Annotated in this window: 25 protein-coding genes, 1 other RNA gene and 1 pseudogene; 21 read left to right on the top strand and 6 right to left on the bottom strand. The window is 34.6% G+C overall.

The window, feature by feature from the left end; genetic code table 11:
- The first annotated feature begins 7 nt into the window (after positions 1-7).
- Both MN581_RS06930 and MN581_RS06925 read left to right on the top strand, forming a co-directional pair.
- Positions 8-154 carry a hypothetical protein gene (locus tag MN581_RS06930; RefSeq protein ID WP_158559448.1) on the top strand — a complete coding sequence of 49 codons (147 nt, stop codon included), beginning with the start codon at positions 8-10 and terminating at the stop codon, positions 152-154.
- A gap of 537 nt (positions 155-691) precedes the next feature.
- Positions 692-1108: pseudogene (locus MN581_RS06925) on the top strand (SDR family NAD(P)-dependent oxidoreductase); the annotation flags it as partial.
- Between the two features lie 75 nt (positions 1109-1183).
- On the opposite strand, the gene guaA reads toward MN581_RS06925, so the two are convergent.
- From guaA to MN581_RS06910, 3 genes are read right to left on the bottom strand one after another with little or no spacing between them, the layout of a single operon-like run.
- Positions 1184-2737 carry a glutamine-hydrolyzing GMP synthase gene (gene guaA, locus MN581_RS06920; protein WP_117973363.1) on the bottom strand — a complete coding sequence of 518 codons (1554 nt, stop codon included), beginning with the start codon at positions 2735-2737 and terminating at the stop codon, positions 1184-1186.
- Between the two features lie 34 nt (positions 2738-2771).
- A complete protein-coding gene (gene coaA, locus MN581_RS06915) occupies positions 2772-3695 on the bottom strand; it encodes a type I pantothenate kinase (protein WP_241699480.1) in 924 nt (307 codons plus the stop codon).
- A gap of 12 nt (positions 3696-3707) precedes the next feature.
- Positions 3708-4250, bottom strand: coding sequence for an acyl-CoA thioesterase (locus MN581_RS06910; RefSeq protein WP_117973361.1), 543 nt, complete (start codon positions 4248-4250; stop codon positions 3708-3710).
- Between the two features lie 91 nt (positions 4251-4341).
- On the opposite strand from MN581_RS06910, the gene MN581_RS06905 reads away from it, so the two are divergent.
- The 8 genes from MN581_RS06905 (at position 4342) to MN581_RS06870 (ending at position 15972) form a co-directional block, all read left to right on the top strand.
- Positions 4342-4905 carry a GDSL-type esterase/lipase family protein gene (locus MN581_RS06905; protein WP_241699479.1) on the top strand — a complete coding sequence of 188 codons (564 nt, stop codon included), beginning with the start codon at positions 4342-4344 and terminating at the stop codon, positions 4903-4905.
- Positions 4906-4909: 4 nt separating this feature from the next.
- Positions 4910-5512 (top strand): class I SAM-dependent methyltransferase, encoded by a 603-nt coding sequence (locus tag MN581_RS06900; protein ID WP_241699478.1) that lies wholly within the window; start codon positions 4910-4912, stop codon positions 5510-5512.
- Positions 5513-6216: 704 nt separating this feature from the next.
- Entirely contained in the window at positions 6217-9792 is a 3576-nt protein-coding gene (rpoB, locus tag MN581_RS06895) for a DNA-directed RNA polymerase subunit beta (RefSeq protein ID WP_199500913.1), read from the top strand.
- Between the two features lie 45 nt (positions 9793-9837).
- Complete coding sequence (gene rpoC, locus MN581_RS06890) at positions 9838-13488, top strand: DNA-directed RNA polymerase subunit beta' (RefSeq protein WP_256463825.1); 3651 nt, start codon at positions 9838-9840, stop codon at positions 13486-13488.
- 105 nt (positions 13489-13593) lie between these two features.
- Positions 13594-14343: a hypothetical protein gene (locus tag MN581_RS06885; protein WP_147340781.1), complete on the top strand. Its 750-nt coding sequence runs from the start codon at positions 13594-13596 to the stop codon at positions 14341-14343.
- Between the two features lie 10 nt (positions 14344-14353).
- Positions 14354-14575: a DUF2829 domain-containing protein gene (locus MN581_RS06880; RefSeq protein ID WP_117973355.1), complete on the top strand. Its 222-nt coding sequence runs from the start codon at positions 14354-14356 to the stop codon at positions 14573-14575.
- Entirely contained in the window at positions 14575-15324 is a 750-nt protein-coding gene (locus MN581_RS06875; RefSeq protein WP_117973354.1) for a 3-oxoacyl-ACP reductase, read from the top strand. Before MN581_RS06880 ends, MN581_RS06875 begins: the two co-directional genes overlap by 1 nt.
- A gap of 135 nt (positions 15325-15459) precedes the next feature.
- Entirely contained in the window at positions 15460-15972 is a 513-nt protein-coding gene (locus MN581_RS06870; RefSeq protein ID WP_241699477.1) for a QueT transporter family protein, read from the top strand.
- Between the two features lie 45 nt (positions 15973-16017).
- Here the strand turns inward: MN581_RS06870 and MN581_RS06865 are convergent, their stop codons facing one another.
- On the bottom strand, positions 16018-17832 hold the full coding sequence (locus tag MN581_RS06865; RefSeq protein WP_117973352.1) for a M3 family oligoendopeptidase: 1815 nt from the start codon (positions 17830-17832) through the stop codon (positions 16018-16020).
- Between the two features lie 96 nt (positions 17833-17928).
- On the opposite strand from MN581_RS06865, the gene MN581_RS06860 reads away from it, so the two are divergent.
- From MN581_RS06860 to MN581_RS06810, 11 genes are all read left to right on the top strand, one after another.
- Entirely contained in the window at positions 17929-18432 is a 504-nt protein-coding gene (locus tag MN581_RS06860; protein WP_117973351.1) for a VanZ family protein, read from the top strand.
- Positions 18433-18510: 78 nt separating this feature from the next.
- Entirely contained in the window at positions 18511-19233 is a 723-nt protein-coding gene (locus tag MN581_RS06855) for a YebC/PmpR family DNA-binding transcriptional regulator (RefSeq protein ID WP_117973350.1), read from the top strand.
- A gap of 105 nt (positions 19234-19338) precedes the next feature.
- Positions 19339-20289, top strand: a complete 951-nt coding sequence (gene comGA, locus MN581_RS06850) for a competence type IV pilus ATPase ComGA (protein ID WP_158559447.1) — start codon at positions 19339-19341, stop codon at positions 20287-20289.
- Complete coding sequence (comGB, locus tag MN581_RS06845) at positions 20210-21292, top strand: competence type IV pilus assembly protein ComGB (protein ID WP_158559446.1); 1083 nt, start codon at positions 20210-20212, stop codon at positions 21290-21292. The genes comGA and comGB overlap by 80 nt, the downstream gene beginning before the upstream one ends.
- Entirely contained in the window at positions 21289-21588 is a 300-nt protein-coding gene (gene comGC / locus MN581_RS06840; RefSeq protein WP_233519189.1) for a competence type IV pilus major pilin ComGC, read from the top strand. Before comGB ends, comGC begins: the two co-directional genes overlap by 4 nt.
- A 31-nt stretch (positions 21589-21619) precedes the next feature.
- Complete coding sequence (locus tag MN581_RS06835) at positions 21620-22024, top strand: hypothetical protein (RefSeq protein WP_158559445.1); 405 nt, start codon at positions 21620-21622, stop codon at positions 22022-22024.
- Positions 22008-22316, top strand: a complete 309-nt coding sequence (locus MN581_RS06830) for a hypothetical protein (RefSeq protein WP_117973346.1) — start codon at positions 22008-22010, stop codon at positions 22314-22316. Before MN581_RS06835 ends, MN581_RS06830 begins: the two co-directional genes overlap by 17 nt.
- Before the next feature lie 59 nt (positions 22317-22375).
- On the top strand, positions 22376-22723 hold the full coding sequence (locus tag MN581_RS06825; RefSeq protein ID WP_255424310.1) for a ComGF family competence protein: 348 nt from the start codon (positions 22376-22378) through the stop codon (positions 22721-22723).
- Positions 22701-23030 (top strand): hypothetical protein, encoded by a 330-nt coding sequence (locus MN581_RS06820; protein WP_117973344.1) that lies wholly within the window; start codon positions 22701-22703, stop codon positions 23028-23030. Before MN581_RS06825 ends, MN581_RS06820 begins: the two co-directional genes overlap by 23 nt.
- A 145-nt stretch (positions 23031-23175) precedes the next feature.
- Positions 23176-24168, top strand: a complete 993-nt coding sequence (locus tag MN581_RS06815) for a class I SAM-dependent methyltransferase (RefSeq protein ID WP_117973436.1) — start codon at positions 23176-23178, stop codon at positions 24166-24168.
- Between the two features lie 14 nt (positions 24169-24182).
- Positions 24183-25367 (top strand): acetate kinase, encoded by a 1185-nt coding sequence (locus MN581_RS06810; RefSeq protein ID WP_117973343.1) that lies wholly within the window; start codon positions 24183-24185, stop codon positions 25365-25367.
- 63 nt (positions 25368-25430) lie between these two features.
- Here MN581_RS06810 and MN581_RS06805 read toward each other — a convergent pair whose 3' ends face one another.
- Both MN581_RS06805 and ssrS read right to left on the bottom strand, forming a co-directional pair.
- Entirely contained in the window at positions 25431-25892 is a 462-nt protein-coding gene (locus tag MN581_RS06805) for a universal stress protein (protein ID WP_117973342.1), read from the bottom strand.
- 318 nt (positions 25893-26210) lie between these two features.
- A non-coding RNA gene (gene ssrS, locus MN581_RS06800) (6S RNA) lies at positions 26211-26400 on the bottom strand.
- Positions 26401-26426 lie beyond the last annotated feature (26 nt).

The following is a 26426-nucleotide window of genomic DNA, read 5'->3' as shown; positions in this document are numbered from 1 at the left end:
AGCAAATGTGATGAAAGCTATTTTGAAAAAAAGAGGAATTAATATTGGAAATGTAAGACATCCTTTACCAACAATGACTTTAGAGGATAAAAACATTGTGGAAGAGTCATATCATATGATTCGAGAAGCGATTAAATATGTAGAAACAGTGTAAGTATGATGGAACTAGAAAAATTGACTTTGTAACAATTTTTCTAGTTCTTATTTATTTTTTTTTAGGTATAGTGTAGAATGAATTGGTTCAGTATTTTTTCATAATATTTGGTGAGGTTACTTTTACCAAAGTATATCAATCAAATAAAAATTGATAAACTAACATTATTTAGCCGAATAATATTATATATAGTTATCATCTGACTATAACCTAAAAATACTTACCTATTTTTAGGTTATTATTTTTCACAAGGTTTAAGTTGGAATGAATAGAAAGTTAAAAGATTAGATGTTAGAAAAAATGTCAGTATAAGTTTTATTTCATAGAGAGTCTAGTATAATAAGTTAGCCAAAAGCGCCTCTTGTTAGTAAAAAAGAGAGGCGTTTTTGTTGTCTTTACCTATTTTTTAAAATCTATCTTTTTATTGTCTTGTATAAATTAGTATCGACTATTTTATTTTTGTGAAAAAAATGTTGTATTAATTTATTTAAAAAATCGTTCTATACTTTATTTATCAAAGAAGTAGGAGTGGTAAAGATGAGTCAATGGTTAAACACAATGGGAAAAGTAGCAATTGTTATAGGGGGATCTTCAGGCATTGGAGAAGCAATCGTGAAAGCGTTATTGTCTGAAGGTGTAAAGGTTACCAATTTTGACTTAGCTGAAGGGAAAGAAAAACATGAAAACTTGTTATTTTTACCAGTAGATGTGTCAAACAGAGAACAAGTTGAGTCTGCAGTAGCCAAAGTAGTTGAAACATTTGGACCAGTAGATTGTTTAGTGAATAATGCAGGGATTAATATACCTAGATTGTTAGTTGATGCAAAAGAATCACATAGCGACTATGAATTATCTGACGCGATTTTTGACAAAATGGTTGCAGTAAACCAAAAAGGGAGTTACTTAATGAGTCAAGTTGTTGGTCGTATTTTAGTTGCAAAACAATCAATAATTACTAAAAAGGGTGCCGAAGACCAATTAAAAAGCCTAGAAACGCTGTATTATCAACGTCTAGGCTTTTTATTTATACTATTCCCACTCTACAGTTGCAGGTGGTTTACTTGTAATATCATACACGATACGGTTAACGTGATCAACTTCATTTACGATACGAACTGAGATTTTTTGTAGTAAGTCCCAATCAATACGAGCAAAGTCAGCAGTCATACCATCAATAGATGTAATCGCACGGATACCGATAGTGTAGTCATAAGTACGACCGTCTCCCATAACCCCAACAGAACGGATACCTGGTAAAACAGTAAAGTATTGCCAAATATCACGATCTAAACCAGCATTTGCGATTTCTTCACGTAAGATAGCGTCACTTTCACGCACGATTTCTAATTTTTCTTCAGTAATTTCGCCTAAGACACGGATTCCTAAACCAGGACCTGGGAATGGTTGACGCCATACAATTGAGTCAGGCATGCCAAGTTCAGTACCTAAGGCACGAACTTCGTCTTTAAATAATGTGTTTAATGGTTCAATTAATTTGAACGCCATATCCTCAGGAAGTCCACCAACGTTATGATGTGATTTAATCACTTCAGCTGTGTCAGTTCCACTTTCGATAACATCTGTATAAAGTGTTCCTTGAGCTAAGAATTCAATCCCATCAAGTTTTGCTGCTTCATCATCAAATAAGTAGATAAATTCATTACCGATGATTTTACGTTTTTGTTCAGGGTCAGATACACCCTTTAATTTATCCAAGAAGCGATCTTTTGCATCCACTTTAATGATATTTAAGCCAAATTTTCCACCTAAACTTTCCATTACTTGTTCTGCTTCACCTTTACGTAATAGACCATGATCAACAAAGATACAAGTTAATTGATCCCCAATCGCGCGTTGTAATAATACCCCAACAACACTTGAATCAACCCCACCTGATAAAGCAAGTAAGACTTTTTTATCGCCAACTTGTTCGCGGATTTTAGCAGTTTCAATATCGATAAAGCTATCCATTGACCAATCCCCTTTACATCCACAGATGTCAAAAGCAAATTGACGTAGCATGTCATTACCATTGATTGAATGACGAACTTCTGGATGGAACTGAACAGCATACATTTTTTTCGCATGATTTTCCATAGCGGAGATTGGGCAGTTTTCACTTGTCGCTGTAACAGTAAATCCTTCAGGAACTTCTGTCACTAAATCACCATGACTCATCCAAACTTGTTGTTCTTTTGGTAAAGAATCAAATAAAGTTGATTCAGTTGTTAAAGACAACATAGCTTTACCGTACTCACGGCTGTTAGCTTCAGATACAACGCCACCTAATTTGTGCGTCATTAATTGCATACCATAACAAATACCTAAAATAGGAATCCCTAATTCAAATATTTCTGGATCAATGTTAAAACTTCCTTCATCATAGACACTATTTGGCCCACCAGAGAAAACAATTCCCTTAGGAGCAATTTCTTTGATTTCTGCTGCAGTGATTTTGTGGCTCAATAATTCTGAGAATACACCCAATTCACGAATACGTCGCGTAATTAATTGATTGTACTGGCTACCAAAATCTAACACTATAATCTTTTCCATATCTTTAAGTTCAGATACTTTCGTCACTTACTTCACCTTTTCTTTCTATATATTAATTTTATTAAAACTTACGTAAATAAATTTCATCAATCTCGTGGTTTAGTGCTTTATGTAAAATAACATCTGCACGACTACGAGTTGGCAAAATGAACTCATTGAGGTTTTTTAGATTGACATCTTTCCACACACGACGAGCCATTGCTAATGCATCTTCACGCGGACCATTAGCATATTCATAATAATAATTAGTTTTATCATTTTTTGCAAGAACCAATAAATCTTCAAAGCGTTTTAAATACCAACTTTCAATCAGTTTTGGATCGGCATCAACATAGACTGAAAAGTCGAAGAAGTCACTGATATAAATGTGTTGGTTGGCTGGTGATTGCAAGACGTTAATCCCTTCGACTATTAAGATATCTGGCTGCGAAATTGTTTCAAATTCTCCAGGAATAATATCATAAATCTCATGAGAATAGATAGGAATTTTTAAATTATCTCCACCATTTTTAACAGCATTTAAAAAAGATAGTAATTTTTCCATGTCATAACTCTCAGGAAAACCTTTTTTATTTAAAATACCTTGTTTGGTTAGTTCATCCGTTGAATATAAAAATCCATCTGTTGTAATCAGTTGGACATGACGTCGCTTAAAAATACGGGAGAGCATCATTTGTAACAAACGAGCCGTCGTACTTTTTCCAACAGCTACACTACCAGCAACCCCAATAATAAAGGGAGAGGAAGGTAAAAATTTTTGCATAAATAATCCTTTACTAAGATGGAGGGATTCGTACTCTTTCATATAAATATTGATTAAATGAGTTAGCGGAATATAAATATCTTGCACATCTTGTAATGAGATAGTGTCATTATAGCTTTTAATTTGTTGTAGTTCTTCATCTGTTAGAGGCGCTGTTCCATTACGATAAAAGCTTTGCCATTCCTCACGAGTTAAATGATAGAAATTCGTTTTTTCATCCATAAACAGTATCCTCTACTTATTATCTTCAATCAAATTGGGTAATTGTTGAGTGATGTATTGACCTAATTCTTTATTAAATGACAATTCTCTTAATCTATTTTCGCGTCTTTTTTTGTACCCTTTATGAATCATTTTTTCTTCAATAGATTCAGGTATAATCGCAGGAACGCTTGTAAATGTCTCATCCACTTTTACGACAACAAACGTCATAAAACATGTTGCAGCTAAATAGTGTTGTCCTGTGTTTAAGTCTTCGCCAGTTACTTTGACAAAAACTTCCATCGATTTTTTTCCTGTACCTGAAACATATGCTTCAACCGTTACAGCATCATTTTCATAGATTGGATGTAAAAAATCTAAACTATCTGTTGAGGCAGTCATTGTTGGAATACGGCAATGACGCGATACAGCGATAGAAGCCGTGTCGTCAATTAACGCCATCAATTTACCTCCAAATAACGCACCAAACGAGTTAAGATCATTTGGAAAAACGCGATGTGTTTGGATAGCGTAAGACTCTTTACATTTTTTTTCGTTAGGTAATGGTACAAACACGTTAAAAACTCCTTTTTCGTGGTATGATATTATAAAGTCTAACTGATTATATCATAGATAAACGCTGAGATAAGGAAATGAGGTTTGAAAGATGAAAAAAATCATATTATTTGGTGATAGTATCACAGCTGGCTATAGAAATGGTGAAATTGATATTGTATTGAATACTAAAATTAAGCAACTACTCAATACTAAAATAGAAATTATTAATGCTGGTATTCCTGGTGATACAACTAAAGGAGCGTTAAGTCGGTTTAAAGAACATGTTATTTTTTATGAACCAGATATTGTGACCATCTTTTTTGGTGCTAATGATGCTGAAAAACGTTCAGGTATTTCATTATTACAATATGAAGAGAATTTAACTTATTTAGTGGAACAGATTGGGGCAAAAAAGGTCGTACTGATTGGCCCACCTTATGCCCATCAAATGATGTACCGTGATGAACGTCCTTTAGTTGAATTAATGCAATATAATAATGCGGCTCAACGTGTTGCGAAAACATTTAATATTCGTTATATTGATATACTAAAAGAGATGATTGTTTCAGAAGCTCCAATGCATTTTTTAGAATCAGACGGGCTTCATTTCTCAGATGAGGGTTATGATTTGTTAGCAAAATTAATAGTAGAAACAATTAAAGAAAGAGTGTGAAAAAATGAGTGCCCATTATTATACGCATAAACCAGAAACGGCTCATGATAGAAAAACTTGGACATACCCATTATTAGGTGAAACATATCAATTTGTAACGGATAGTAATGTGTTTTCAAGAAATACAGTGGACTTTGGGTCACGTCTTTTAATAGAAGCTTTTTCAGATGAAGATATCCCTAGAGGAGAAATTTTAGATGTCGGTTGTGGATATGGTCCTATTGGTTTATCTTTGGCTCATTCAACCAAACGAGTTGTTCATATGGTTGATGTGAATGAAAGAGCAATGGAATTAGCTAAGGAAAATGCTAGTTTAAATAAAATTGAAAATATTGAAGTATATGAATCAAGCGTTTATGAGAATGTAACAAAAAAAGATTTTGCAGCGATTGTAAGTAATCCACCAATACGTGCTGGAAAAAAAATTGTTCATAGTATTATTGAAGGAGCTAAGGAACATTTACAACAAAAAGGTACCTTAACGATTGTTATTCAGAAAAAACAAGGCGCACCAAGTGCAAAGAAAAAGATGGAAGAAGTCTTTGGACATGTTGAAGTAGTGACGAGTTCGAAAGGATATTATATTTTCAAAAGTTATAAATTATAAACTAAAACACGAACGTTGAATTATAAGAACCAGTATTCAAAAACGATTAAACGAACGGTTTGCATATGCATAGGAAAAAAGTGGGATAAAAAAAGTATAGAAAATCATTATAATGAAATTGCAGTTCCGTTTAGTGATGGTTTATTATAAAACTTATTGACCTTTTATGTTTATAAGGAAGACCAAGTGTTTGAAACACTATACAAGTATGGGTAAGGGCATACAAGTTAATGGTTTAAATATAATGAAAACAAAATAACATTTAATGGCTTATCTAATGTCTGTTAAGGGGAATGCATTTAGAAAGCATATTGGAACGCCAGTCTTGAATAATTAACTCATGTAACTATTTTTTGTAGGGGAAAATAGTTACGGGTAAGTTTGTTATGAGGGATTGTTTTATGGGGGAGAGGCTAGAAGAAATTCTAGCTTTTTTATTTTATTTTAATGTTGACATTTGTATTTTTATAGGCTAAAATGATTAGTTGCAGAAACCTTTATGTTTTAAATGTGAAAGGTGATGAAATATTGTCCATCAGCCTTTATTTTATAGGAAAACAAAGATAGATCGACCATATCGAGATATGTTCACCATCTATTTTTGGTTTTTTTTTACTTTAAAACAGATAAGTAATGAAATTGTTATATTTTTTTAACATTTGTAACATAAGGTATTTTTGAAAAAACTCAGAGGGGTGACTAATTTGGTTGGACACGTAGTGAAATACGGAAAACACCGAGAAAGACGTAGCTATTCTAGGATTAGTGAAGTACTAGAATTGCCAAACTTAATTGAAATTCAAACTGATTCTTATAAGTGGTTTTTAGATGAAGGTTTGCGCGAAATGTTTGAGGACATTATGCCAATTACAGATTTTAGTGATAAATTATCATTAGAATTTGTCGATTACGAAATGAAAGAACCAAAGTATACAGTTGAGGAAGCTCGTGCGCATGATGCTAACTACTCAGCTCCTATCCACGTAACATTACGTTTGGATAATCAAGTGACAGGAGAAATCAAGTCACAAGAAGTGTTCTTTGGAGATTTCCCGCTAATGACAGAGATGGGAACATTTATTATCAATGGTGCTGAGCGTGTAGTGGTATCACAGTTAGTAAGATCACCCGGAGTTTATTTCAATGAGAAGAAAGAAAAAAATGGACATGAGGGGTTTGGAACAACTGTTATTCCTAACCGTGGTGCATGGTTAGAACTTGAAACAGACGCGAAAAACCTTTCTTATGCTCGTATTGATAGAACAAGAAAAATTCCTTTAACAGTATTAGTTAGAGCATTAGGATTTGGTTCAGATACGACTATTACAGAAATTTTTGGTGAAAGCGAAAGTTTACAATTAACAATTGAAAAAGATATTCATAAAAATTCTAGCGATTCTCGTACGGAAGAAGCTTTAAAAGATGTTTATGAAAGACTTCGTCCAGGCGAGCCAAAGACTGCTGAAAGTTCAAGAAACTTATTGAACTCTCGTTTCTTTGATCCAAAACGTTACGACTTAGCAGCAGTTGGTCGTTACAAAGTAAATAAAAAATTAAGCCTTAAAACACGTTTGTTAAACCAAACGTTAGCTGAAACATTAGTTGATCCTGAAACAGGAGAAATCCTTGTAGAAAAAGGAACAGTTATCACGCATACAGTGATGGACGAGCTAGAAAAACATTTAGACAACGGATTAAACAACGAAACATACTATCCAAGTGAAGATGGCGTTGTCACTGAACCAATGACTGTTCAAGTTATTAAAGTTGTGTCACCAAAAGATCCTGAACGTGTTGTAAACGTGATTGGAAATGGCCAACTTGATGCAGACGTTCGTACGATTCGTCCTGCTGATATCGTGGCTACAATCAGTTATTTCTTAAACTTAATGGAAGATATTGGAAAAGTAGATGACATTGACCATTTAGGAAACCGTCGTATTCGTTCGGTTGGTGAGTTATTACAAAATCAATTCCGTATCGGGTTATCTCGTATGGAACGTGTGGTTCGTGAAAGAATGTCTATCCAAGACACCGAAACATTAACACCACAACAATTGATTAACATTCGTCCAGTTGTGGCTTCAATGAAAGAATTCTTTGGTTCTTCTCAGTTATCACAATTCATGGATCAAACTAATCCATTAGGTGAGTTGACGCATAAACGTCGTCTATCAGCTTTAGGACCTGGTGGTTTAACACGTGACCGTGCTGGATATGAAGTTCGTGACGTGCATTACTCACATTATGGTCGTATGTGTCCGATTGAAACGCCTGAGGGACCAAACATTGGGTTAATCAATAGTTTATCAAGTTATGCGAAAGTAAATAAATACGGCTTCATCGAAACACCATATCGTCGTGTTGACCGTGAAACGAAACGTGTTACAGAACATATTGATTACTTAACAGCTGACGAGGAAGACCATTACATGGTAGCGCAAGCGAACTCTCCATTAAATGAAGATGGTACATTTGCTGAAGATGTTGTAATGGCCCGTATTCAAAGTGAAAACTTGGAAGTTTCAGTAGATAAAGTGGACTACATGGACGTTTCACCTAAACAAGTAGTTGCAGTAGCGACAGCATGCATTCCTTTCTTGGAAAACGATGACTCTAACCGTGCGCTTATGGGAGCGAACATGCAACGTCAGGCAGTACCTTTGATTCAACCACGTTCTCCACTTGTTGGAACAGGTATGGAATACAAAGCTGCCCATGACTCAGGAGCAGCACTTCTATGTAAACATGATGGTGTCGTTGAGTACGTTGATGCACGTGAAGTACGTGTTCGTCGTAATGACGGTGCTTTAGATAAATATAATGTGATTAAATTCCACCGTTCAAATGCTGGTACAAGTTATAACCAACGCCCAATTGTTAGAAAAGGTGAAATCGTTGAAAGAGGCGATACATTAGCTGACGGTTCTTCTATGGAAGAAGGGGAAATGGCGTTAGGACAAAATGTTTTAGTAGCTTTCATGACTTGGGAAGGTTACAACTATGAAGATGCGATTATTATGAGTCGCCGATTAGTTAAAGATGATGTGTACACATCCATTCATATTGAAGAATATGAATCAGAAGCACGTGACACAAAATTAGGACCTGAAGAAATTACTCGTGAGTTACCAAACGTTGGGGAAGATGCACTTAAAAACTTAGACGAAATGGGTATTATCCGTATCGGTGCTGAAGTAAAAGATGGTGATCTGCTTGTTGGTAAAGTCACTCCTAAAGGGGTAACAGAATTATCAGCAGAAGAGCGTCTGTTACATGCAATCTTCGGAGAAAAAGCTCGTGAAGTTCGTGATACATCTCTACGTGTTCCACATGGTGGGGGCGGTATTGTTCATGATGTTAAAATCTTTACTCGTGAAGGCGGAGATGAGTTATCTCCAGGGGTTAACATGTTAGTTCGTGTGTACATCGTTCAAAAACGTAAAATTCATGAAGGGGATAAAATGGCTGGTCGTCATGGTAATAAAGGGGTAGTATCTCGTATTATGCCAGAAGAAGATATGCCATTCTTACCAGATGGGACACCAGTTGATATCATGTTAAACCCATTAGGGGTACCTTCTCGTATGAACATTGGACAAGTATTAGAGTTGCATTTAGGTATGGCAGCTCGCTCATTAAACATCCATGTTGCAACACCGGTATTTGATGGGGCAAATGAAGAAGATGTATGGAGTACTGTTGAAGAAGCAGGACTTGCTCGCGACGCTAAGACTGTTCTTTATGATGGACGTACAGGTGAACCATTCGATAACCGTATTTCTGTAGGTGTAATGTACATGCTGAAACTTGCTCACATGGTTGATGATAAGTTACATGCTCGTTCTATTGGACCTTACTCACTAGTTACACAACAACCACTTGGTGGTAAAGCACAATTTGGTGGACAACGTTTTGGAGAGATGGAAGTTTGGGCTCTTGAAGCATACGGAGCTGCTTACACTTTACAAGAAATCTTGACTTATAAATCAGATGACGTTGTAGGTCGTGTGAAAACTTACGAATCTATCGTTAAAGGTGAACCAATTCAAAAACCAGGTGTTCCTGAATCATTCCGCGTACTTGTTAAAGAGTTACAAGCTTTAGGATTAGACATGCGAGTATTAGATGCAGACGATCAAGAGATTGAATTACGTGATATGGATGATGAGGACGATGATTTGATTACTGTTGATGCCTTAGCAAAATATGCGAAAGAGCAAGAAGAAAAAGCATTAGCAGAAAAATCGTTGAAAGATGCACAAGAAAACCAAGAATAATCCAGCTGAATTATTCTGACAGACAAAGAAACGGAGGGACATCTTTTGATCGATGTAAATAAATTTGAAAGTATGCAAATTGGACTAGCTTCTTCTGAAAAAATTAGAAGCTGGTCATATGGTGAAGTGAAAAAACCAGAGACAATAAACTACCGTACTTTAAAACCAGAACGTGATGGTCTTTTCTGCGAGCGTATTTTCGGTCCTACTAAGGACTGGGAATGTGCTTGTGGTAAATATAAACGTATCCGTTATAAGGGAATCGTTTGTGACCGCTGTGGGGTTGAGGTAACACGTTCTAAAGTTCGTCGTGAACGTATGGGTCATATCGAACTTGCAGCTCCAGTAACACATATTTGGTATTTTAAAGGGATTCCTAGTCGTATGGGTCTTGTATTAGATATGAGTCCTAGAGCGCTAGAAGAAATCATTTATTTTGCTTCTTATGTGGTAACAGATCCAGGTGACACTAACTTAGAATTAAAACAACTCCTAACTGAACGTGAATACCGTGAAAAACGTCAGCAATATGGCCAAGCATTTAAAGCTGGTATGGGTGCTGAAGCAATCAAGCGTTTATTAGAACAAGTTGATTTAGAAAAAGAAGTCGCTGAATTAAAAGAAGAATTGAAAAAAGCGTCTGGACAAAAAAGAACGCGTGCTATTCGTCGTTTAGATATCTTAGAAGCATTCCGTACATCAGGAAATGATCCTGACTGGATGGTAATGGATGTTGTACCAATTATCCCGCCAGATTTACGCCCGATGGTTCAATTAGAAGGTGGACGTTTTGCAACAAGTGATTTGAACGACTTATACCGTCGTGTCATTAACCGTAATAACCGTTTGAAACGTTTATTAGACTTAAATGCACCAGGAATTATCGTTCAAAATGAAAAACGTATGCTTCAAGAAGCGGTAGATGCGTTGATCGATAATGGTCGTCGAGGCCGTCCAGTTACTGGACCAGGTAACCGTCCACTTAAATCGTTATCTCATATGTTGAAAGGGAAACAAGGTCGTTTCCGTCAAAACTTATTAGGTAAACGTGTTGACTACTCAGGCCGTTCAGTTATCGTTGTTGGACCTTTCTTAAAAATGTATCAATGTGGGTTGCCAAAAGAAATGGCAATTGAATTATTCAAACCATTTGTGATGCATGAATTAGTTAAGCGTGAAATTGCAAGCAACATAAAAAATGCAAAACGCCAAATCGAACGTCAAGAAGACGCTGTTTGGGACGTATTAGAAGATGTTATTAAAGAACATCCTGTATTACTTAACCGAGCACCGACGCTACATAGACTTGGTATCCAAGCTTTTGAGCCAGTTTTAGTTGAAGGACGCGCAATTCGTCTTCACCCATTAGTATGTGAGGCTTACAATGCCGATTTCGATGGGGACCAAATGGCGGTTCACGTTCCATTAAATGAAGAAGCTCAAGCTGAAGCACGTATGTTAATGCTTGCTGCTCAAAACATCCTTAATCCAAAAGATGGTAAGCCAGTTGTTACACCATCTCAAGATATGGTCCTTGGTAACTACTACTTAACAATGGAAGAGTCAGGACAAATTGGTGAAGGAATGATTTTCCGTGATTTAGACGAAGTTGTTTTAGCATGGAGAAATGGTTGTGTCCACTTACATACTCGTATTGGTTTACAAACAAGCTCAATGCCTGAGAAACCATTTACAGAGTGGCAGCGTGAACGTATTTTAACAACAACTGTTGGTAAAGCAATCTTTAATGAGATTATGCCTCCAGAATTCCCTTACTTAAATGAACCAACTGATTATAACTTGACAGTTCAAACACCTGATAAATACTTTGTTGAAGCTGGATCAGACATTCCTGCATTCATCAAAGAACAACCAGAAGTTGGACCATTCAAGAAGAAAAATCTTGGTAATATTATCGCTGAAGTCTTCAAACGTTTCAAAATTACTGAAACATCTAAAATGTTAGATAGAATGAAAGACTTAGGTTACAAACATTCTACTTATGCAGGTATGACTGTAGGGATTGCCGATATCGTTGTTTTACATGAAAAACAAGCAATGATTGAAGAAGCACATGACCAAGTAGAAAAAGTAACAAAACAATTCCGTCGTGGTTTAATCACAGATGACGAGCGTTATGAACGAGTTATTGGTATTTGGAATGCAACAAAAGATGCTATTCAAGCAAAATTAATGGAAAGTTTAGATGCACGTAACCCAATCTTCATGATGAGTGATTCTGGGGCCCGTGGTAACATCTCCAACTTTACTCAGTTAGCTGGTATGCGTGGACTTATGGCCGCTCCTAATGGTCGTATCATGGAGTTACCTATCGTATCTAACTTCCGTGAAGGGTTAACCGTCTTAGAAATGTTTATCTCGACTCACGGTGCTCGTAAAGGTATGACCGATACAGCCCTTAAGACAGCCGATTCAGGTTACTTAACTCGTCGTTTAGTTGATGTGGCTCAAGATGTCATCATTCGTGAAACTGACTGTGGAACTGACCGTGGTTTAGATATTTCGGTGATGAAAGAAGGAAACGAAGTCATTGAGACTCTTGAAGAGCGTATGTTAGGTCGTTATACACGTAAATCAGTGATTCATCCTGAAACAAAAGAAGTGATTGTTGGTGCGAATGAAATCATTACAGAAGACATTGCAAAACAAATAGTTGATGCAGGTATTGAACAAATTACGATTCGTTCAGTCTTCACATGTAATACAAAACATGGTGTATGTAAACATTGTTATGGCCGTAACTTAGCGACTGGTTCTGAAGTTGAAGTTGGAGAAGCAGTTGGTACAATTGCTGCCCAATCAATCGGTGAGCCTGGTACTCAGTTAACCATGCGTACATTCCATACGGGTGGGGTTGCCGGAGACGATATTACTCAAGGTTTACCTCGTATCCAAGAGATTTTTGAAGCACGTAATCCTAAAGGACAAGCTGTTATCTCTGAAGTAGCTGGTGAAGTCATCGAAATTACAGAAGATCAAGCGGATCGTACAAAAGAAGTGATAGTAAAAGGTACAACAGATACAAGAACATATTCTGTGCCTTATACTTCTCGTATGAAAGTTGCTGAAGGTGATATTATTGACCGTGGTACTCCATTAACAGAAGGATCAATTGATCCAAAACAATTATTAACAGTTAAAGATGTATTAGCTGTTGAAAATTATCTGCTTAAAGAAGTACAAAAAGTTTATCGTATGCAAGGGGTAGAAATCGGAGATAAACACGTTGAGGTTATGGTTCGTCAAATGTTACGTAAAGTAAGAGTTATGGATCCAGGTGATTCAGATATCTTACCAGGCACACTAGTTGATATTAGTGAATTTAAAGACCGCAACTACAACACACTTGTTTCTGGTGGAACACCTGCAACTGGACGTCCAGTCTTGTTAGGTATCACTAAGGCCTCACTTGAAACAAACAGTTTCTTATCTGCTGCATCATTCCAGGAAACAACTCGTGTCTTGACAGATGCTGCAATTAGAGGTAAAAAAGACCACTTACTTGGATTGAAAGAAAATGTTATCATTGGTAAAATCATTCCAGCTGGTACTGGTATGGCGAAATACCGTAACATGGAACCAAAAGAAGTGGGTGTAGCAAGTGAAAATGTGTATAGTATCAGTGATATTGAAGCACAAATGGCCGCTGCAGAAGCGTTAAAAAATCAAGAATAAATTCTATCACTAGCATAAGTCTATTTGACTTATGCTAGTTTTTTTATCGAGTCGGTTATCATTTCGTGTTAAACTTAGTCTATCAAAATAAAAAATGAGGCGAGTATGATGAAAAAATGGGTAGCATTATTGTTATTATCTTTAGTGTTGGTTGGTTGTAGTCAAAACTCAAATAATGACGAGACGGAAATTAGTCAAACTAGTTCTAGTGAAGAAGCTAGTCAATCAACAACAAAACAAAGTTCAACGACAGAAATATCTGAACAGAGTTCAACTACATCTGAAGAGACAAACCAAAATGGTTCTGGTGAAACAACTCTATCAAAAGAGATGTTTTATCAAACTGGCGTGTTACAAAACATAAATCAGCAATTTTTAAATTGGGCAAGTGATAGAGCGAAGGTGGGCGGTATGGCTGTTACATCTGAGTTTTTTGATCACGGAGCAGCAGGTCGAGGAGATTGGTTTGCTGTAACACCAGATGGACTAGCTATGGCACAAGATCTGGAAAATCCTGGCTATGATTTTTTCCCGCTTCATGTCGTAGGTGGTGTAACATTTTATTATTCGACTAATGGTATTCTTGGAGCCACAAATGAGCGTCAACAAAGTTCATTTGCAGCTGGATTTAGTGAAGTAGCTGATACCACTAAACCAATTGTTAAGTATATTCTATGTGATAATGGTATGATTTATGAGTTAAAAAGTAATGTATCATTATCAACTGGTTTTAATGAAGCAAGCGATGAAGGAACTATTCCAAGAAGCCAAATTAATGTAAAAGAGTTTAGTTATTCAGAAGATGTGGATGCAATCAGTGAATTACAACGTATAATATCAATAGTAAATAAATAAGGAGAACAACATGACATTTGAAAAAATACTACCAGAATTAAAAACAGGAAAAAAAGTGATTAGAAAAGGTTGGGGCGGTTTTGAGTTATATGTCACACTTGTGTCAGGAAAAACATATGATGACTGTCCCGTGACTGATTATTTTTTAATTAAAACAAGTGATGAAGGTTTTTCAAGTTTTGCGCCAACTGTGTGCGATATCTTAGCAGATGATTGGGAGATAGTAGATTAATGAATTCTATTAATTATACAGAGTTTAAAGGAAAAGTAGTCTTTGTCACAGGAGTGGCATCTGGTATAGGTAAAGAACAAGCTCGTTTATTTTTAGAACAAGGAGCATATGTGTTTGGCTTTGATAAAGAAGAAATAGAAAAACAATACTCAAAATATTTTACTTTTTTTAAAGGTGATGTCACTAAAAAAGATGATTTGGAGCAAGCAGTTAGTGAGTGCCTAGCCAAGTATCCCAAAATAGATATATTATTAAATACTGCTGGTAAATTGGATGAGTTTAAGCCATTGAATGAAACATCTGAGGAACTATGGGATAATATTTATGAAACGAACGTGAAAAGTTATTTTCGACTGACTAAATTAATATTACCAATGATGTTAGAACAACAAGGTGGTACGATTATCAATATGGCGTCTATCGCTGGGTTAATTGGTGGTGGTGGTGGAGTTAGTTACACCATGTCAAAACATGCTATCGTTGGATTTACAAAACAATTGGCTTTAGATTATGCTGAACAAGGGATTCATGTGGTTGGGGTTGCACCAGGAGCAATCAAAACGCCAATGAATGCAGCTGATTTTTCAGGGGATGGACACATGGCTAAATGGGTAGCAGATGAAACACCTTGTAAACGGTGGGCATCTCCTGAAGAAGTGGCTCAGTTAACCCTTTTTTTAGCAAGTCAAGCATCATCTTATATACAAGGAAGTATAGTTCCAATTGATGGTGGATGGATGACACAATAGGATTGTTTTTTTGTAGAAAAAGTGTATCCTATTAATTAGCGGGTTTTCGCACTACAACACTTCGTTGGGAAATATTTCTCACATCCTTTGGTTGTAGTTATTAGCAAGGTAATTCCTTGTAAAGGAGAAATGTAAATGGAAAATAAAAAAGAACAATCTGCTGTGGCGTCTTGGACAACACAAGATACAGCAAAAATGGCCATTGTGGCAGGATTGTATGTTGTAGTGACGTTAGTGTTATCGGTCATTAGTTTTGGTGCGATCCAGTTAAGATTATCTGAAATGTTTAATTATTTGTCACTTTATAACAAACGCTATATAGTTGCTGTGACATTAGGTGTGGCGATAGCCAATGCTTTTTCACCATTAGGAATTATTGATGTATTGGTTGGAAGTATTAGTACGTTTCTAGTATTGGTCATCAATTATGTCATCACGAAACGTATCAACAATATGAAAATAAAAATGGTTATAACAGCTATGACGTTTGCGATATCTATGTTTACTGTTGCAGGACAACTCACAATATTATATAATTTACCATTTTTCTATAACTGGCTGATTATTGGCTTAGGAGAACTATTTTCCATGATAGTTGGTGGGGTTATGATATACTGGATGAGTAAAAAAATTGATTTTACTAAATAAACAAACCTCTATGATTGATATTGCTCAATCATAGAGGTTTTTAATTTATTTAACGTAGTCTTCGGTTAATTCTAAGAAAGTATTAACGTCTTGAATCATCATATCAATTCCAGCTTGCCAGAATTCACTTGATGTTAAGTCAACATCTAAATGTTTTTTAGCTAATTCTTCAGTTGTCATTGACGCTGTATCACGTAATAAAGCGATATAGTCATCTTCAAATGATGTTCCTTGTTTTTGAGCGAAGGCATAAATACCTAAGCTGAACAGGTACCCAAATGTGTACGGGAAGTTGTAGAATGGCACATCATCAATGTAGAAGTGCAGTTTACTTGCCCAGAAATGTGGATGATAAGAATTCAATGAATCACAGTAGCTTTCTTTTTGAGCAGCGACCATTAAATCAGTGATTTCTGTATCTGTTAAGACTTTTTCTTTTCGTTCAGTATAGAAATTATTTTCAAAAATGAAACGCGCGTGAATGTTCATAAACATCGCTGTGGCATTTTGCATTTTAATATCAAGTAAATTGATTTTTTCTTCAGCTGATTTAGCTTGTTTCAGCGTTGCGTCAGCGACAATCAGTTCGGCAAATGTACTAGCTGTTTCGGCTACGTTCATGGCGTAATCTTGACTAACGGATGGTAAATCCCACATCACGTGTGAATGGAAAGCATGTCCTAATTCATGAGCTAATGTAGAGACTTCGTTGATTGATTCACCGTATGTCATGAAGATACGAGATTCTTCATTTTCTGGTAATCCAGTGCAATAACCACCTGGACGTTTACCTGGTCTATCTTCTGCTTCAATCCAACTTTTTTCAAAGGCCATTTTAGCAAAGTCAGCCATTTTAGGACTAAATTTATTGAAATTTTCAATAATAAAATCAGCTGCTTCATTGAATGTGTAACGTTTTTCTTCAAACTCACCTAAAATAACAGGTGCATCTTGATCTTGCCAATCCATTTTTTCTTTACCAAATAATTGTGCTTTACGAGTTAAGAAATCAACGAATGGTTGTTTGTTTGCAGCGATTGTTCCCCACATAGCATCCAATGTTTCTTTTTTCATACGGTTATACTCTAATGGAATTTGCAAATGATCAGTGATACCATGTAGTTTGTTATTTGTTAATCGGAATCCGTCTAAATGATTTAAGGTATCTGCAAAAAGTGGTGCATAATTTGCCCAAGTTGTTTCCCATGTATCAAACAAACGTTGTCTAACATCTTTATCAGCGTCCCCCATCATGCGGTTAAAAGCTTGACCTGCTGAAAGATACGTTGTTTTACCATCTTCTTCAAATGGAAATTGGATGTTTGCTACAATTGTGTCGTAGTGAGAGCTCCAAGCATTGAATCCATCTGTTGATAATTGGTTAATAACTGACTCTTCATTTTCACTTAATAAGCGTTTGCTTTGTTCACGAGCTTCTGTTAAATTAAAAGCCACGCCTTGTTTTTTTGCAAAGTCAGAATGAAGAAGTGTGTTCCAAGTATCAGTTGAAAGGTTAGTTAGTTTCTTATTAAATAAGACATTAGCGTTTTTAAAACCAGTCAATTTAGTCAATAAACCAGCTAATACACTACCAGCTTTTTTATTGTTTACATCTGCAGATTGAATGGCATTGACAAAACTAATTGTTTGCCCAAATCCTTTAGATAGTTTTTCTTGAACAGTCATGATTGCCTCAAATGTTTGAAAATCAGGCGCATCTGTTTCTGGATTCCAGTCTGTGACAAGTGATTGGTATTCTGTAATCTCGTCATCTAGTAATAATAGGCGTTGTTCTAATTCTTTTGAGTCAATACCTCCGTTAAAAATTGAATCTAAATCCCATGTTATTGAATATGTCATTTTATCTGACTCCTTTCATTATGGTTATATTATACCCTATACTATTAAAAAACAATGATAAAAAAGCAAAAAAATCTAAGATTGGAGAAGTTCATTATGAAAAGTAAATTAAGTCAACCTAAAGTGTATACTGCAATCGCGATTGTGATTATGATTATTTTATTTTATAGTTCATCAAAAACCTATACAGAGCAAAGTTCTGTTCCGCTACTTCAAAAGTGGTTGCAAAGTGAGCCATTTGCATCAAAACTTCAAGGAATAATGTTTAATTATGGTGACAGTGAAGTCAGTATTCGAGCAATGGGTTATTTTAAATTTGTTGAATTTTTTATCCGAAAAGCCGCTCATTTTTTTACATTTTTTATTCTAGGGGGAAGTTTGTTTTTAGTGTTACATTCTAAATTAAAGCAATCAATTTGGAGTTTGTTTTTTGCGTGGTTTAGTGCGACAGGTTATGCAGCAATGGATGAGTTTCATCAAATGTTAACAGGTGATAGAACGCCGTTGTTTCAAGATGTGATGCTTGATAGCATGGGAGCATTAACAGCTTGTGTGATGTTAGTAATTTATTTTGAATTTGGTCGCAAACAGTCAAAATAGGTGAGGTCTCTTTTTTAATCAACTTATGATAAAATGGTATTATATGTTTAATATTATGCTAGAAAGCGGGGAATTGAAATGGCAGGACATTCAAAATGGAATAACATTAAGAATAGAAAAGGAGCACAGGATGCTAAACGGGGTAAAGTGTTTCAAAAATTATCACGTGAAATCTATATGGCAGCAAAAAGTGGTGGTCCAGATCCGTCTTCTAACCCTTCGCTGAGATTAGTGTTAGATAAAGCAAGAACTGCGAATATGCCAAATGATAATATTCAACGTGCAATCAAAAAGGCAACAAGTGCTGGTGAAGGTGAAAATTATGATGAAGTAGTTTATGAAGGTTATGGCCCAGCAGGTGTGGCCATTTTAGTTCATGCTTTAACAGATAATCGTAACCGAACGTCAACTAACGTACGTGTTGCATTTAATAAAAATGGTGGTTCTCTAGGGGAATCTGGTTCTGTCTCTTATATGTTTGATCGAAAAGGCTACATTGTGATTGAAAGAGAAGGACTAGATGTAGATGAAGACACTATGATGCTAAGTGTGCTAGAAGCTGGTGGTGATGATATAGAAGTATCAGAGGAAGTATTTGAAATTTATACTGATCCAAGTGCATTCACAGCAGTACGAGATGAATTAGAAAAAGAGTATACGTTAGCACAAGCAGAATTAACTATGGTGCCACAAACACTTGTTGCATTGAGTGAATCAGATAAAGAAACATTAGAGAAGATTGTTGATATTTTAGAAGATGATGATGATGTTTCAGAGGTATTCACATCTGCAGACATGTAGCAATAAAGCAAAAAACAACTAGAAAAAATTCTGGTTGTTTTTTTTTGGTTTTTTCAGAGTATTTTTTTAAAAAAGCAAATATTAAAGATGAGAAAGGAAAAAAATATGAAAAAACTAGCTAAAAAATTATTGGAAGTTGGTTATAAAAACCAAGTGAGTGATTTGTATATTCTCCCTAAAACTTCATCAATGTATGACGTATCATTTCGGAAGCATCATGATATGACAAGTTATGATTTATTATCTTATAAAACAGCTGAACAATTAATTTTATATTTTAAATATCTTGCAGGAATGGATATTGCCGAAAAGCGTAAAGTTCAGATGGGTGGAACGACTATTAAAGTTAAAAAAGAAACCTTTCGGATTCGATTATCTGTTGTAGGTGATTTCTTGAATCGTGAAACACTTGTGATTCGTTTTTTATACCCGATGTCGAGTAAAAGTCTTCAGTTTGTTGATAATAATCAAATTGAAAAAATAAAAAAACAAATTACACGCAATGGCTTATTCTTATTTTCTGGTCCTACAGGTTCGGGAAAATCAACTACGATGCATTTATTGATGCAATACTTAATTCATCAGGAAAAAAAACATATTATCACGATAGAGGATCCAGTGGAAATAGAGGATACAGATTGTCTCCAATTTCAAGTCAATGAAAAAATCGGTTTAACGTATCAGGAGCTGATTAAGGTATGTTTACGACATCGACCAGATTGCTTGATGATAGGAGAAATAAGAGATACAGAAACAGCACAAATGGCTATGAGAGCAGCTTTAACGGGACATTTAGTCTTTTCAACTATACATGCTAAAAACAGGAAAGGAGTTGAGGAAAGATTAATCGAATTAGGGATTCCTAGAGAAGAAGTGAATCAAAGTGTACAAGGAATTGTCTATCAAGAGATGTTACCGTTAACATCAGGAAAAAATTATGGAGTGTTATATGACATGTTTTATAAAGAAGGAGAAGATGAGTGGGAAAAAAGTTTACAAAAAGCCTATTATGAAAAGAAAATCACACAAAAAACTTATCAAATCTATAAAAATTAAACCGTATAATCATCAAGAAAAATATGAGTTTATCTATCTATTAGGTAATTTGTTAGAAAATGGATTTAGTTTGGAACAAAGTATTCAATTCATGAAGACTATTTCTTTCAAACAAGGAAAACAATTGAATTATATTGAAAGAAAACTACTAAAAGGTGAGTCTTTAGCGAAGTGTTTACTGGGAGTAGGTTTTTCAAAAGAACAGTTAGCGCCAATTAAATTCTCAGAAGTTCATGGGGATTTAGTTGGAACGTTAAAGAGAATGTCTTCACAAATGAAAGAACGACAAAAGCAGCGAAAAGAAATGATAAAAGTATTAAGCTATCCTATTTTGTTATTAATCTTTTTAATAGGGATAATTATTGGAATGAAGTGGGTGATATTGCCGCAGCTTTCAGAACTATCACAAGATCCTGCGACACCATCGATGTTTAGTTTGATTGATAAGGGATTGAAATATGGCCTATTTTTCATTAGTACTTTGATATTATCTGGGTATTTAGTAGTAAACCAGTTAAATCGATATTCGCAAATAAAGAAACTGATGCTTTATGCTCGATTACCTGTTATTGGAAAACTTTTAACCAGTTACTATACATCATTGTTTGCAACTGAATGGGGGAACTTATTATCACAAGGAATGGAATTTAAAGAGGTTGTATTGGTTATGCAACAAAAAGGGTATTCACAATTAATGCAAGAGATGTCAAAAGAAATAAAAATAAAATTGGAACAAGGTATTTTTATTGATGAGCCGATTAGCCAATGGCGTTTTTTGAAACCAGAACTGACGTGGCTTATTAGACAAGGTGAAATTCATGGGAGACTTGGACAAGAATTAACCATTTTTGGCGAACGAGAGTGGGAGAATTTTATGACAGAATGTGAGAAAAAGATTCAATTGCTTCAACCAATAACTTTTTTAATCATTGCCATATTAATTGTGTCCGTCTATGGCTCATTATTATTGCCAATATATAATGGAATGGGGGATTTTTATTGAAACTATTACAGAAACTAAAAAAGAAGAATGATGGATTTACGTTACTGGAAATGTTGATCGTATTACTAGTTATTGCTGTATTAATTATTTTATTTGTACCAAATCTTTCTAAACAACAAGCTAGTATTAATAAACAAGGTGATGATGCTTTAAGTAAAGTCATTCAAACGCAAACAGAAATGTATTATTTAGATAATAATGAAAGACCAAAAGACTTAAATGAGTTAGTACAAGGTGGGTATATTTCAAAAGACCAAAAAGATAAGGCAGAAAAAATAGGCATTAAAGTTGAGTAATGATGGGTTTACTTTATGGGAATGCCTATGTGTGTTGCTTATTATCAGTATTTTTGGATTACTACCAATTATCAAAATAGAAAAGTGGAAAGAACAAAAGACGATTGCTTCACAATTAATAATGTTTGAAAGACTATATGAAAAAAGTCAACATAGTGCAGTGATAGAAAAGGAAAGTAGTAAAATATTTGCAGATAAAGATTCACAGAGAATCATATTTAATTACACATTAAAAGGCCAAAAGAAGGAAGAGTTTCTTTACATAGAGAAACCATTACTCATTATGAGAGAAAGTTCTCTTGAGTTACAAGCTGGAACAGCAAGTCCTAGTAAATTGGAAACGTTCACTTTTTTTGATCAATCAACACAAACAAAGATTGACTATATTGTTCAATTAGGAAGTAGTAAGGTGTTTAAATATGTGGAAAGGCAATGATGGCTTTTTATTATTCGAGAGTTTGTTAGCTTTATTTATATTAACAGTTGGTATTTTGTTTATGATACAAATAATATTATTTGTAAGGCAACAAGAAAATCAAAATCAATTATATTTAGAGTTAGCGATTTTTGCTAAAGAATGGGAATATATAGAAACTAAAATTGATGAACAAGGATTACAAGAGAAAGCAGTTAGACAAAAGATTCAATTAATAGAAAGTAGTGAGGACTCTTTTATTATAGAAAAAGAAGGAACAATTTTAGAGATAATGATTTTAGATGTGAATTAAATGATGGCTTTACTTTGTTAGAGTGTTTAATAGCATTAAGTCTTCTGGTGGGTTTGTTATTGTTTTTAATGCCGTTTATTAAACAAATAAATCAATTATGGGCTTATCAAGAAAATGCTTCATATTTAGAAATACATATTGGTAAGAGACAGTTAGAGCATGAAATTGAGTCTTTAACGTTGTTAGAAGTAAAACCAACTGAATTAGTTTATAAAAAAGCAGTGGATGGAAAAGCAGATGAACGGATTATTTTTGATATGTATGAGGACAAGTTACGAAAAAAACCAGGATTTCAGCCTATTATAGTTGGTTTGAAATCAGCAACATTTGTCGAACTTGATTCTTTAATTGAGATGACACTGATTACATTACAGGGGGAGCGATATGTTTACTTTCTTAAAAAATAAAGAAGGAAGTATTGCTCTTCCTTTTTTAGCAGTCCTTTTATTATTTACAATAACGACATTATATTTTATCGATGATTATCAACATAAACAATTTGTTATAAAACAAGCAACAGATGCTTATTTAGCAGATATTCTAGAAGAAAAATATCGAAATTACGCTTTAGAAATGGAAGATAATACATCAAAAATAATTGAATATAATATTGGAACAGTGCAACTTGAAAAAAGTAAGTATGGTGCGTATGTTACTATTTTTATTGATTTAAATACAGGTTTTAAACGACAGGTTTTTGTAAAGATTAAGTAAAGGCTATCAAAACTTCCAAAAAACCCTATCATTTTCAGTTTTAATACCTTGAAATATCCAAGTGCTTTCGATAGAATAGGAAAGTAAGGGATTTGTGAATTAAGACAAGGAAGAGGTGACACAATTGTCTCAAACGAATGTGGAGATGGGCTTTAAAAATATGCATGAATCTGTGAAATTGCTTCAGCAAGAACTGGATACATCTTTTTTTGATGCTTATGTCGAAAACGGAGAGAATTTATTGGATGGTGGTAGCGTTCGTGTTATTGATAATGTTCCAAATCAAGTAGCAGTTAAACAGCTTGAAGCGTATTATCAAGAGTTATTAGGCATGACGTTGTCAACTGAAGAAAAGAGAAAAATCACTCAGTTAACATTACTTAGTGGATTAAAAGTGGAACCACTTCAAGCAAATCATCAACTAACACCAGATGGTATTGGCTTTTTATTTGTTTATATGATTGAACAATTGATGAAAGATAAGCAAGACGATATGGTTGTTGGGGACTTGTCTGTTGGTATGGGTAATCTACTTTATACAATTTTAAGCAATTTAAGCGTAGCCGGTTATACTAATATTAAAGGAATTGGTGTTGATATCGATGAGTTATTATTAGAAGTAGCTGCTGTGAATAAAAATTGGTTAGGATTAGAAGCAGAGTTATTTCATCAAGATTCTTTAGAGCCATTGCTTATGGAACCATTAGATGTAGCAGTTGCTGATTTACCGATTGGGTATTACCCAAAAGATGATGTAGCAAAAGACTTCATGACATCTTTTGCTACTGAACACAGTTATGCACATCATTTATTAATGGAACAGAGTATGAAGTATGTGAAAGAGGACGGCTTTGGCCTATTCTTAGTGCCAAATAATTTCCTAGAAACTGAACAAGCTGATTCTCTTAAAAAATGGTTAGTTGAAGAAGTTTATCTGCAAGGTATATTACAGTTACCAAAAACTCTTTTTAGTCAAAAAAGTTTAGGAAAATCGATTGTACTTGTCCAAAACAAAGGAAATAAAGCTAAGCAAGCCCAAGAGGTATTACTAGCAGAGTTACCATCTTTAAAGGAAAATAAAAGTGTATTAAACTTTGTCAATCAGTTTCGTCAATGGTGCGAATCGAATATAAAATAGAGGAGAAAATAAACATGTCAAAAACAATCGCAATTAATGCTGGAAGTTCAAGTTTAAAATGGCAATTATATACAATGCCGGAAGAAACAGTTATCGCTAAAGGAATTGTGGAAAGAATTGGATTAAATGATTCAATTTTTACGATTAAATATGGTGAAGATAAAAAATATGAAGTGATTAAAGATATTGAAGATCATGAAATTGCCATTAATATGTTATTAGAACAATTAACTGAATTAAATATTATTGACTCATTTGAAGAAATTACCGGTGCAGGACATCGTATTGTAGCAGGTGGAGAGCACTTTAAACAGTCAGCAATTATTGATGATGAAGCTCTTGCTTTAGTAGATGATTTAGCAGAGTTTGCTCCATTGCACAATCCAGCAGAAGCAAAGGTTATTCGTGTATTCCAAAAATTATTACCAAACACATTAAATGTTGGAGTATTCGATACATCATTCCATACAACAATGCCTAAAGTAAACTATTTATATAGCATTCCAACAGAATACTATGAAAAATATGGAGCTAGAAAATATGGTGCCCATGGAACTAGTCACCGTTATGTAGCAGAACGTGCGGCAGATATGTTAGGCAAACCAATTGAAGAAACAAAAATTATTACCTGTCATTTAGGCAACGGTGCATCTATTACAGCAGTTGATGGTGGTAAATCAATTGATACATCAATGGGATTCACTCCACTAGCTGGTGTAACAATGGGAACTCGTTCAGGTGATATTGATGCGTCTTTATTACAATATTTAATGGGTAAATTAAACATTACTGATATTAAAGAAATGGTTGAGATTTTAAACAAAAAATCTGGTTTATTAGGTTTATCAGGTATTTCAAGTGACATGCGTGACTTACAACAATCTGAAACAGAAGAAGCTAAAGTAGCGATTGAAATTTTTGAAGACCGTATCCGTAAATATATTGGTAGTTATGTTGCAACAATGAATGGTGTTGACGCTATTGTCTTCACAGCAGGTATTGGTGAAAATGCTATCGAAATTCGTAAAAATATTATTGACGGCTTAAGTGTTTTCGGCTGTGAAATCGATGCTGATAAAAATAATATTCGTGGGGAAGAACGTGTTATTTCGACAGATGATTCTAAAGTTAAAGTATTTTTAATTCCAACGGATGAAGAATTAATGATTGCTAGAGATGTTGAAGCGTTAAAAAAATAAATTAATTAAACAAAAAAGCTGGGATCCTAAAGTAGGTGATCCCAGCTTTTTTGTTTAATTAATTTATTTTATTGTTTTATTATCCATATCTGTACGAACAACTAAAACGTCACTTTTGGCATGGATAGAGACGTAACTTGATACAGAGCCAAGTAAAATTCTCTCCATAGCATTTAACCCAGTCGCTCCTAGCATAATTAAGTCGATTCCTAATTCTTTTGGTAAATCTTCTGATAGGACGATTTTGGGCACACCGATGCGAATCACTGTTTCCACTTTGTCAAAATTATGCTCATGAGCATACTCAATATATTGTTTTAAGGCTTCATCAGCCTCTTTTTTAGCATTTGTTGCAAGTGTCTCGTCATAAGATGAAACAGTCTCAAATGCGCGCATATCAACAATATGAGCGATATAAAGGGTGGCATCGTTTCGTTTGGCTACATGCACTGCTTTTTTTAGTGCACGTTCTGATTCTTTTGATCCATCCATTGCGACCAATATTTTTTTGTATTCTTTTTGCATGATAATCCATACTCCCCTTAGTGAATGTTTTGAGATAATATTACACTAAATACAGCCGATACGCAAAGTACAATAATGATGAAAACTAAGCTAGTTAACTTTGTTGCAAAAAATAATCCAATAATTATGCCAATAATTGCTAATAAAAGAAGTGATATTGAAAATTTTTTTAATATTGGTTGATTTTTTTCTGTAAAGACAACTAACAAAGCCTTTTGTTTTTTTGATAAAAAATAACTGATTATACATAAAATAAAAGCAAAAATTATAAGGATAAATTTATACAACGTATCACAACCTTTTCATTTTAAACGCAAAAAAATATCCGTCGATGCCGTTTTGTATCCCTGATGGTTGAACCCGCTAAAAAATGCAGGTGGGAATCGCTGTAAATATCTCAAACTACCAAATGAAAAGGCCTGTTTTTAATAAATACTCGTTGATTCCCAAAGTAAAACGATTTGTTCGGTCAACACTAATGGGGATACTGCGTACATCACAGATATTATAGTTATATAATATCACAGGAAATTA

It is taken from the genome of Vagococcus sp. CY53-2, from assembly GCF_022604695.1.
Classification (GTDB): domain Bacteria; phylum Bacillota; class Bacilli; order Lactobacillales; family Vagococcaceae; genus Vagococcus.
Note: the sequence above shows the minus strand (reverse complement) of the source record. Positions and strands in the feature narration are given on the sequence as shown.

What these genes read in the sequence shown, in the direction of transcription:
- comGA (WP_158559447.1), top strand. Translation starts at nt 19,339, where the DNA reads ATGAAAAAACTAGCTAAAAAATTATTGGAAGTTGGTTATAAAAACCAA.
- MN581_RS06875 (WP_117973354.1), top strand. Translation starts at nt 14,575, where the DNA reads ATGAATTCTATTAATTATACAGAGTTTAAAGGAAAAGTAGTCTTTGTC.
- MN581_RS06815 (WP_117973436.1), top strand. Translation starts at nt 23,176, where the DNA reads ATGGGCTTTAAAAATATGCATGAATCTGTGAAATTGCTTCAGCAAGAA.
- coaA (WP_241699480.1), bottom strand. Translation starts at nt 3,695, where the DNA reads ATGGATGAAAAAACGAATTTCTATCATTTAACTCGTGAGGAATGGCAA.
- MN581_RS06880 (WP_117973355.1), top strand. Translation starts at nt 14,354, where the DNA reads ATGACATTTGAAAAAATACTACCAGAATTAAAAACAGGAAAAAAAGTG.
- MN581_RS06865 (WP_117973352.1), bottom strand. Translation starts at nt 17,832, where the DNA reads ATGACATATTCAATAACATGGGATTTAGATTCAATTTTTAACGGAGGT.
- MN581_RS06900 (WP_241699478.1), top strand. Translation starts at nt 4,910, where the DNA reads ATGAGTGCCCATTATTATACGCATAAACCAGAAACGGCTCATGATAGA.
- comGB (WP_158559446.1), top strand. Translation starts at nt 20,210, where the DNA reads ATGAGTGGGAAAAAAGTTTACAAAAAGCCTATTATGAAAAGAAAATCA.
- MN581_RS06860 (WP_117973351.1), top strand. Translation starts at nt 17,929, where the DNA reads ATGAAAAGTAAATTAAGTCAACCTAAAGTGTATACTGCAATCGCGATT.
- MN581_RS06870 (WP_241699477.1), top strand. Translation starts at nt 15,460, where the DNA reads ATGGAAAATAAAAAAGAACAATCTGCTGTGGCGTCTTGGACAACACAA.
- MN581_RS06810 (WP_117973343.1), top strand. Translation starts at nt 24,183, where the DNA reads ATGTCAAAAACAATCGCAATTAATGCTGGAAGTTCAAGTTTAAAATGG.
- MN581_RS06885 (WP_147340781.1), top strand. Translation starts at nt 13,594, where the DNA reads ATGATGAAAAAATGGGTAGCATTATTGTTATTATCTTTAGTGTTGGTT.
- MN581_RS06820 (WP_117973344.1), top strand. Translation starts at nt 22,701, where the DNA reads ATGTTTACTTTCTTAAAAAATAAAGAAGGAAGTATTGCTCTTCCTTTT.
- MN581_RS06805 (WP_117973342.1), bottom strand. Translation starts at nt 25,892, where the DNA reads ATGCAAAAAGAATACAAAAAAATATTGGTCGCAATGGATGGATCAAAA.
- MN581_RS06905 (WP_241699479.1), top strand. Translation starts at nt 4,342, where the DNA reads ATGAAAAAAATCATATTATTTGGTGATAGTATCACAGCTGGCTATAGA.
- MN581_RS06855 (WP_117973350.1), top strand. Translation starts at nt 18,511, where the DNA reads ATGGCAGGACATTCAAAATGGAATAACATTAAGAATAGAAAAGGAGCA.
- MN581_RS06830 (WP_117973346.1), top strand. Translation starts at nt 22,008, where the DNA reads ATGTGGAAAGGCAATGATGGCTTTTTATTATTCGAGAGTTTGTTAGCT.